The following is a 10,247-nucleotide window of genomic DNA, read 5'->3' as shown; positions in this document are numbered from 1 at the left end:
GGTGATGATGTTCATGTTCTTCGTGATCATGTCCACAGCCACATTCATGGTCGTGGTCATGGTGATGATGTTCATGTTCTTCGTGATCATGTCCACAGCCACATTCATGGTCGTGATCGTGATGATGATGCTCTCCATGTTCATGTACATGTCCGCACTCCGGGCATACCTCTTCCTCAGACATCAGTTCTTCCTCAAGAGATACCGGTTTCTCCATAACCTCAAGGATTTTCTTTCCGTCCAGTTTCTCAATCGGAGTGGTGATGATAGCAGCTTTCGCATTAATTCCACGAAGAAGTTCCATTGCCTGCTGTGCTTTCTTTTCATCAATGATATCTGTACGGCTCATGATGATCGCACCTGCATATTCAACCTGATTATCAAAGAACTCACCAAAGTTTCTCATATACATTTTGCACTTCTTTGCATCAACTACAGTTGTATAGCTGTTCAGAACGATATCCACATCTCCCTGAACACCCTGTACTGCCTTGATAACATCTGAAAGTTTACCAACACCTGATGGCTCGATCAGGATTCTGTCCGGATGATATTTGTCCACAACCTCTTTCAGAGAAGTGCCGAAATCTCCCACTAATGAACAGCAGATACATCCGGAATTCATTTCCCGGATCTGGATTCCCGCTTCCTTCAGGAAGCCACCGTCAATACCAATCTCACCAAATTCGTTTTCGATCAGTACAACCTGCTCATCTGCATAAGCCTCTTTCAGAAGTTTCTTAATCAATGTAGTTTTACCAGCTCCAAGGAAACCGGAAATAATATCAATCTTAGTTGCCATTGTCTTATTTCTCCTCTTCGTTAAAATTTATATTTCTGAATAACTGCCATATAGCCGTCATTTTTTATATTCTGCCATTTTTATGAACAAACAGAATAACTTTTGGAACTGCCATCATTATCTGTCTGTTTATATATTTACCTATAACGTACTCATTATACATAAGATATCCAATGTATTCAAGTCTGCCATCAACGCACTTTGACCAGGAAACGCCTGTGCCCCCTGGTTTACAAATATCCTGCAGCTGTTCAATACCTTCAGAACAACCTGCCTGTTCACATCAAAGAAAGGGGCATGATCCACCATCATGCCCCCGCCTGTATACACTAATGATCAACCGTTGATCATAAAGCTCATTAATTTATCAATATCGTCTTTCTCATAAGCAACAATCTCAAGTTCCGGAATCTCTCCGCCTGAGAAAATGTTTGCCAGAGATACATACTGGGATAATTTAGATTTAAGGTTCAGTCTGTCACCTTCGCCTGTTACTAATTCTACTCTGCCTTCGCAGCTGTCAACTACAGCAAAAAATTTATCGATGTCTTTAATGTTAGATACTTTCATGTTCATTCTCCTTTCAACATGGAAACCATTATTCTCTCTATTCCTTGCGTTCGCGATAATTATAACGCAGATAAATTTCAAAAGCAATTATTTATATTTCACGAATTTTTCATATATTATCATGCTTACTCTGCAATATTGTCAAATAAATAACATACCCCTGACAATAATTCTCTCAGATATTTACATATATCCTGAAATCATCCCTCAAAATTAATATGTAAAAATCGCAACCCCATAAGCCGGCAATGGATATGCGAAGGAAAACTCTCTGTTATCACATTCCTGTTTCACTGCCTTAAATGTCTTTGGCTGCTCCAGAAGTCCATTCTCGTCCATGATCAGCTTGTACTGTTTTTTCTTCGGAACACCAACTCTGTAATCCGGACGGTCAACAGGTGTAAAGTTAACTATGTAAAGAATATTGTTTCTCTTTGTAGGAGACTTTCTCACAAAGCTGAAAATACTTCTGTCCCCGTCATTCGCATTGATCCACTCAAATCCTTCCGGATTATTATCACCGGCATAAAGTGCCGGATATTTCTTATAAATAGTCAGGAGATCATGCACATAATTCTGAAGTTCCTTGTGTGGCTCTTCATTCAGAAGGAACCAGTCAAGTTCTCTCTCCTCACTCCATTCACGAAGCTGTCCGAATTCCTGTCCCATGAACAGAAGCTTCTTACCCGGATGGCAGTTCATAAATGAATAGGCAGCCTTTAAATTCCTGAATTTGTCCGGTAACTCTCCCGGCATCTTCTCAAGCATGGAGCATTTCAGATGAACCACCTCATCATGAGAAAGAACTAATACATATCTCTCACTGTATGCATATGACATGGAGAAAGTCATCTTATTATGATTAAATTTACGGAAATACGGATCCAGCTTCATATATTCCAGGAAGTCATTCATCCATCCCATATTCCACTTCAGACTAAAACCAAGTCCGTCCTTCTCTGCATCCCCTGTAACCATCGGCCATGCAGTAGATTCCTCAGCGATCATCACAGTTCCATGATTCCTTCCAAGAACTACTGTATTCAGATGCTTAAAGAATTCAATAGCCTCCAGATTCTGATTTCCGCCATATTTATTTGCGATCCATTCTCCATCCTTCTTACCATAATCAAGATAAAGCATGGAAGCAACAGCATCCACACGAAGTCCGTCTACGTGGCACTCCTCCACCCAGTAAAGGGCATTTGCGATCAGGAAGTTCTTAACCTCCGGGCGTCCGTAATTATAAATCTTGGTACCCCAGTCCGGATGTTCTCCCTGTCTCGGATCAGCGTGCTCATACACTGCGGTTCCGTCAAAGTTCGCAAGACCATGGGCATCTTTCGGGAAATGTGCAGGTACCCAGTCAAGGATAACTCCAATCTTATTCTGATGTAAATAATCCACCATATACTTGAAATCCTGTGGCGTTCCATATCTGGAAGTCGGTGCATAATATCCGGTCACCTGATATCCCCAGGAACCGTCAAAAGGATGCTCTGCGATTCCCATAAGCTCTACATGGGTATATCCCATTTCCTTCACATAAGCTGCCAGGGCATGTGCGAATTCTCTATAGTTATAAAATCCTTTTTCATTTTCCTCTGACTGCGGATGCTTCTTCCATGAACCCGGATGAACCTCATAGATTGCCATAGGCTCTACCTGCTCATCAAACTTCTCTCTGTTCTTGATCCATGTGGCATCCTTCCATTTATAGTCTGTGATATCTGTGATCCTGGAGGCTGTACCCGGACGGAGTTCAGCTTCATTTGCATAAGGATCTGCCTTATATAGCTTCTCTCCATGCGCACCCACGATAAAGAATTTATACAGCTGTCCGATCTTTGCCCCCGGAACAAACACTTCATAAACACCGATCGGCCCAACCTTCTCCATCGGGTTTGCTTCTTCCTCCCAGTCATTAAATTCACCGATTACAGAAACAGACTGTGCATTCGGTGCCCAGACCGCAAAATATACACCTTTTTTTCGTCTGTATGTAGTCGGATGGGCACCCAGTTTCTTGTATACTTCATAATTGGTTCCCTGTCCAAATAAATATTGATCCAAATCCGTAAATTTCATACTCACACCCATCTGGAGTCCTCCCTTAACTTCGGTTTCTATCTTTTTTGCAGATACTGATTCCATAAAATAATACTGTAACAGGATATCTTACGTTACTGTTCACTCCATTCTCAGTAACGTAGCCAAAATTCATTCCAGATTGCCTGCGGCAATGGAATTTTGGCATATGAACAGTAACTATCTTACAGCAAGTTCAATCAGGAATACGAACTGACTTTTAGTCATTCTATAAGCCTTATTATACCAACGGACATTCCATACGTCAATTAAAAATATGTGTATATTTAACAATTTTTTTATATATTTTATGTGTTTTTTGTAAAAAACATAAAGAGCAAAGAAGTACCTTTGCTCTCTTCTTTGCTCTTTCGTATGTTCGTAATTACTCTGTATGATCCACACTGCAGGATTGCATATGTTTTTTATTCCGTTCCATCTCCGTAATCTACAGAATCATCACTGTAATCTTCCGAATCATCTGAACTTCCATCATCATAACTTCCGTCATCCGAACTTCCATCATCATAGCTTCCATCGTCTGAACTTCCATCCGAATAATCCTCACTTCCGTCTGAGGAATCTGTGCTTCCGTCAGAAGAATCTGCGCTTGCATCAGATGTACCATCTGTTCCGTCTGCAGAAGCTGCTGCATCGGAACCGCCCTGATATCCCGGCACATCTCCATTACTGAGTGTACTCGGCCAGAAATCCACATAACATGCATTCTGTAAGGTCACATTCTTGGCTTCTGCCATCTCACTTACCGTTACAAGTTTATATCCCTGTGCAATAAGATCCGGTATCAATCTCAAAGCAGCCTTTACAGATGGCTCATGAATATCATGCATCAGGATGATAGTTCCATCTGTCAGATCTCCATTCATTACTGCACTGTAATCCGCATCTGCATCCAAAAGTTTCCAGTCTTCTGTGTCCAGTGACCACATAAAGAACGGCTTATTTACAGTATTATAAATATCTGAATTTCCGTCCCCGTAAGGCGCACGCGCCACACTCGCAGCCTGGCCACATGCCTGAATCAATGCATCATCTGTATCAGAGAACTGCTTTGCAACTGCGTCAAGATCAATTGTCGTCAACTGTGTATGATCCCATGAATGACTTCCAATCTCACAGCCAAGTTCCAGCATACGTTTTGGCGCATCCGGATATGAACTGACATTCTGACCAAGCATAAAGAATGTTGCATGAGCATTATTCTGTTCCAGACAATCCAGCAGTTCATCTGTATACTCTCCCGGACCATCATCAAAAGTCAGTGCCAGCATCGGACGTACCTTACTCGGATCATAAGATCCGTCTTCATTAAAGTAATAATCCTTCACTCCCTTTTCTACCCATCCTGTCTGTATATATCCGTTTTCGTCAAAAGAATAGGTAACACCATCTATATCCTGAAATCCATTTGAAAAATATGTACCATCTGTATTCTGATACCACTTTCCGTTAGCATCCTCATGCCATCCGGCTGTCATCGCGGCAACCTTATCTGTATCTGATTTACCCTTCAATGGCTGTCTCACTGCAGCATCAGAATTTGCCTGAACTTCCTCTGTATCTGCCTGAGCCTGTACAGTCTGATCACTGTTTCCGCCTCCGGCTACATGATGTGCGATCGGAATAATAATTCCTCTCACCATAAACACCACCGCCAGAATCATGCCAATAACACAAAGTCCGATCTTTGTATAATGCCTGATCATCATCTGGCGTTTTTTTCTGCGCATTCTTTCGCGCAACACCCTCTTATCCATGGTTTCCTTTCCCCGCTTCTTTTTGTTAATTAGTCCCTGACAGCGTACATCACAGTACGGAGTAATCCACTTTTATCAATAATCATAACTCATTTATCAGGTAAATACAATGCCAATTATTCACTCTGATCAACATCTTCCGTACCTAATTCCTCTTCCAGATTCTCATCTACATCTGAATTGTCCTGTCCGGAATCATCAGTATCTTCATCTGATACATTCTGATCACTGTCCTGTTCTGCATTTTCTGCCGCAGCATCTGCATCATCTGCCAGCACATCACCGTTTGCGACTTTCTCACTCACACTCGCATTTTTTATAATGAACTCCTCCACTCTGAGAAGTCCGACTGATTCATCTACATAATCCTGTCCGTAAGTTCCAACCAGCTCTGCAATACTGGAAACACCCATCTGTTCTACCAGTTTATCCTGCAGCTGAAGGCTCTCTTTGTCGTCAAGTGACAGTCCCTCTGCATCCATAATCCCCTGCACGATCAGGTTCTGCTTAACCTTACCCTCTGCATACTGCTGACATTGTTCATCAAAATCATCCTGCGAAATACCCTGACTGTCTGTAAACTCTTCCAGAGTCATGTCGGCCTGTTTTGCATAAACTTCCATACTCTTCTTAAATTCAGAAACAGCCTTATCCACATCTTCCTGTGGGTATTCTTTTACTTCAGAGTTCTCAAGCACTGTACTCCATGCAGTATTCTTAAGAACCTCCTGCGCAGATTCCTTTGCGTTTTTCTCAAGTTCACTGCGAATACTCTCACGATAATCATCTACTGTTGTATAATCAGTGTTCTTTGCAACCCATTCATCTGTAAGTTCTCCTTCACGCCGCACGTTCTGCACCGTAACCTTGTATATAACTTCCTTACCTGCCAGAGTTTCGTCTGCATAGTCTGACGGAAAATCAATTTTAATCTCCTTTGTGTCACCCTTTTTCATCCCGATCACACCATTTTCAAATTCCTCAAACATCTGTCCGTCGCCGATCACAAAGTCATAGTTATTGGCAGTACCGCCGTCAAAAGTCTGTCCGTCTTTAGTGCCTGTATAATTTACAGTCACCAGATCCCCTTCTTTTGCCGCATCAGATACAGGTTCTGCCTTATCTTTCAGATTCTCATCGATCTGCGCCTGTACATCATCATCAGTGATCGCATCCACCGTATTGTCCAGAGTCAGTCCTTTATATTCTCCGATCGTAATATATTTCTCTACATTCTCAACAGACACAAGACGCGTAGTTCCTGTCTCTGCTTTCTTCCCGTCAGCAGCTCCTTCGGTCTTTGTACCGTCTGTGATAACAGCACCGCCATTGCCACACGCAGATGCTGTCAGTGCAAAACAAACCGCAAGCATGGCAAGATATATTTTTTTCTTCATAATAATCAATACTCCCTTCTACATTCCAGGTACCGGAGTTGGTCTTGAAGAATCCCATACTTCCGATACATCAAAAAGATCACTGAGCATTTCCGGATTATAATACATTCTGTATCCATCCAGATTTCTTCTTCCCTGTCGAAAATAATCATCTGTAATCTGTACAAAATACTGACTGGAATCTACATTACAGAAATAGCGGTATCCCTGACTCTTATAAAACTCATATTTCTCATTGTCGGCCGAATATCCTTCCCAGCTTCCGATATCCGCACCAAATGCAAAAATGATCATATCTGTTTCTCCAAGTATGGGAGCCACATATTTCTTCCATTTTTTATCATCTCTTTTCAGATCATCCAGAGAAGTGGCAGCCACATCCTTATGTCCCCATGTATGGCTTGCAAATTCCCAGCCTTCTGCCTTCATAGCCTTAGCTACCTTTTTTGCATTTTTCACTTCCTGCTTATAGTTAAAATCCGGATGATCTTCCAGGAATTTTTTCTGATCATCCTGCAGTTTTTTTCCGGTCTTATATGCAATATCCGTACGATATCCCAGAACACCGTCATAACCTGTCATTGCAAGGATTCCCTTTCTTCCATGATAGGAAAAATCCGGATGTTCTTTTACAAAAGTATCGATCAGCGGAACCATATCATAATCCCCTGTGGAAACACTTCCGTCATCCTCAATATATTCGTTCTTGACCTCACCATTGGAATCCACTACAAGTTTCGATGCGAAACCATCTCCGTCCATATAGTGATAATAACTCACATCATCCTGAGAAAGCACAAATGGAATTTTTCCCGGCGGCAGCATAATACTGCCTCTGGACATAGTTCCGTCCTCATTGATAACCGCCATGTCGTGCGGACTGACCATGACATATCCCTTATCATACATACTCTGTATGATTTTGTTAAACTCATCAATTGTTGTCATATACTGGTTATATCCATTACTGTCTGAATCCCCGTCAAATGCTCTGGCAGTGTCTTTGATCAGTGTATGAAAGAACACGTGCGTAATCTGCTCCAGCGGATATTCTGTACAGGTGGCTTTCGTATTTTCGTAATCCGCAACTGCACTCTGCATATCCGTATTACTTTCGTAATCCGGCTGACTCTTAAGCAGTTCTATGGCGCCATCATAATCATACTGTACAGCCATAAGCGCTGCCTGCTCCATAGGATTTTCCTGTTTCTCATCTGCCTCTTCTGTATCTTCGTTGTCAGTCTGCTCTCCCTCATTCAGACCATCATCCTGCTGTGTATCTTCTGTACTTTTCTCTGTATCAGCATCCTGTTCATCAATTGTCTGCTGTTCTGTTTTTTTCTCAGTTTCCACATTTTCAGCTATGGAACTCAGAAATGGAATATCCTGTTCAAACGGAATGAGCCCACATCCGCTTACTCCTAACGAAATACTCAAAATAGCTGCTGTTACACATGCTATCCTTTTTCTCATATATTGTCCCCTTTCAGTTATGCACAGAGATCATACTCACCCCATAGTTGGAACCGGCACCGGTCTGGAAGAATCAAACACAGACTGTGCATCGAACAGATCTGAGAGAAGTTCCGGATTATAGTACATTCTGTATCCGTCCAGATTTCTTCTTCCCTGCCGGAAATAATTACTGCGGATCTGCACAAAATACTGGCTTGAATCCACATTACAGTAATAATTATAGCCCTGGCTCTTAAGATATTCGAACTTCTCCCCCGAATAATCTTCAACACTGGTAAGATCTGCTCCAAATGCAAAAATAATAATATCTGTTCCGCCTATCAGAGGATCAACATTCTCTTTAAACTTCTGTGTATCTGCCTGTAATCTCTCCAGACTGATCTGACTTACATTCTGATGTCCCCATGTGTGGCTTGCAAACAGCCAGCCTTCATCTTTCATAGCCTGCGCTACTCTGGCTGCATTTTCTCTCTCTGTATTCAGATTAAAATCCGGATGCTCATCCAGCCATTTTACTTTATCTGCATCCAGATCATCCGGACGGGTTTCATAACTGCTGTCTGTGCGATAACCAAGAATTCCATTGTAACCGGTAAGGGCAACAATTCCTTTAGCACCTCTGTAAGAAAAATCAGGATGTTCCTCTACAAAACGATCGATCAGAGGAACCATATCATAATCGCCTACGGAAATACTGCCATCATCTTCCACATATTCATTGCGGATTTTTCCTTCCTCATCTACGATAAGTTTGGTTGCAAATCCGTCCCCGTCCATATAATGATAATAACACACATCATCCTGCGAAAGCACAAACGGTACTTTACCCGGAGGAAGGAGAATCTCCCCTGCATTCATATTCCCATTTTCATCCGCTGTCGCCATGTCATAAATGCTGACCATGACATATCCCTTATCATACATGCTCTGAGTAATCTGGTTAAATTCATCAATCGTTGTCATAACCTGATCGTAATCTCCTGACTTGTAATCCCCGTCAAAAGCCTTACCGGTATCTTTGATCAGAGTATGATAAAAGACATGTGTCACCTGGTCTAACGGCCAGGAAACGCAGGATTCCTTCTTTTTCTGATAAACCTTAACCGCATGCTGAAACTTCTCACTTGTCTGATAAGTCTCACTGTTTTGCAGCATACTTATGGCTTTATCATAATCATACTGTTTTGCAGCATACTTTGCCTGCCTGTAAAGAGTTTTGTCCTCTTCACTCAGTCCATCCGTATCCTGAACTTCAGGTGTCACCGCATTCTCAGCTTCTGCCTCTGCATTTGTCTGCTGAGCTGTTTTTTCTTCTTCTGTTTTCCTGTCTGCAGATTTCACCATCTGCGCAATCTTAACCTGCTGCTCACTGACAAAATTCTGCAGTTCTTCCCCGTAAAATCCTATTCCAATCCCAATTGCAGCGGCTGCCGCCACCACTATGCAGCCTGCGATACGCAGTCTTTTTTTTCTGCGGCGAAGTTTATTACGGCGTTCCAGTCTGGCTGCCCTACGGGCTTCATAAGCTTTATTATCATCAAAAAAGAAATCTTCGTCCTCGCTTGCTGCCGGAGGTTCTTCGTTTATCTCTTCTGTATTTGGTTTTTCTGCATTTAGTTTTTCTACATTTGGTTTTTCTGCATTTGGTTTTTCTGCATTTAGTTCTTCTGCATTTGGTTCTTCTGCATTTGGTTCTTCTGCATTTAGTTCTTCTGCATTTGTCTTTTCTGTATTTACTTTTTCCTTATCTGAAAGTCGCTCCTCTTTCTTCTCAGAGTCGGGCTTTAATTCGCTCATGCTTTTCTCCTTTTTATCATATCCGTTTTTTACTCACAAATTATTCTGTCACAAAATAACTCCACAATTCCCGTTACATATATTATAACCACACATTATGATTCCATCCTGTAAAAATGGCTTTAACTGTTCCGCATATTTCCCACTACTGTTCGCTCCGGCAAATATTGTCGCATTACAGTTTTGCTACAATTATAACCTTTCATAATGTAAATTTCTACCGCTTTCCATCCATTAATTCTTTTTTTGCAATTGCGTTTTACCTTATTTAATGATAAAATAATTTTTATGCAATGGACTGTCCGTACCAACAGTCCCTGTGAAAACACATACATTAGG

7 protein-coding genes are annotated in these 10,247 nt (G+C 41.7%); all 7 read right to left on the bottom strand.

All coding sequences use genetic code 11. From position 1 onward, the window contains the following. Positions 1 to 802 (bottom strand): GTP-binding protein (locus LJE12_RS15330; protein ID WP_227292259.1); only part of this gene is annotated, 802 nt, incomplete at its 3' end. A 336-nt stretch (positions 803 to 1,138) separates the two neighbouring features. After that, a complete protein-coding gene (locus tag LJE12_RS15325; protein WP_020993301.1) occupies positions 1,139 to 1,372 on the bottom strand; it encodes a hypothetical protein in 234 nt (77 codons plus the stop codon). A 213-nt stretch (positions 1,373 to 1,585) separates the two neighbouring features. Continuing rightward, entirely contained in the window at positions 1,586 to 3,472 is a 1,887-nt protein-coding gene (gene glgB / locus LJE12_RS15320; RefSeq protein ID WP_022379951.1) for a 1,4-alpha-glucan branching protein GlgB, read from the bottom strand. Between the two features lie 413 nt (positions 3,473 to 3,885). Next, positions 3,886 to 5,238, bottom strand: coding sequence for a polysaccharide deacetylase family protein (locus LJE12_RS15315; protein WP_173700828.1), 1,353 nt, complete (start codon positions 5,236 to 5,238; stop codon positions 3,886 to 3,888). A 116-nt stretch (positions 5,239 to 5,354) separates the two neighbouring features. Next, positions 5,355 to 6,635 carry a trigger factor gene (tig, locus tag LJE12_RS15310; protein WP_173700827.1) on the bottom strand — a complete coding sequence of 427 codons (1,281 nt, stop codon included), beginning with the start codon at positions 6,633 to 6,635 and terminating at the stop codon, positions 5,355 to 5,357. A gap of 18 nt (positions 6,636 to 6,653) precedes the next feature. Further along, positions 6,654 to 8,108, bottom strand: a complete 1,455-nt coding sequence (locus LJE12_RS15305; RefSeq protein ID WP_173700826.1) for a polysaccharide deacetylase family protein — start codon at positions 8,106 to 8,108, stop codon at positions 6,654 to 6,656. Positions 8,109 to 8,144: 36 nt separating this feature from the next. Continuing rightward, positions 8,145 to 9,908, bottom strand: coding sequence for a polysaccharide deacetylase family protein (locus tag LJE12_RS15300; protein WP_320055417.1), 1,764 nt, complete (start codon positions 9,906 to 9,908; stop codon positions 8,145 to 8,147). Positions 9,909 to 10,247: the final 339 nt, after the last annotated feature.

This window comes from Blautia sp. DFI.6.71, assembly GCF_020593585.1.
In the GTDB taxonomy this organism is placed as follows: domain Bacteria; phylum Bacillota; class Clostridia; order Lachnospirales; family Lachnospiraceae; genus Blautia_A; species Blautia_A wexlerae.
The sequence above is the reverse complement of the archived record's forward strand: the minus strand, read 5'-3'. Positions and strand labels throughout refer to the sequence as shown.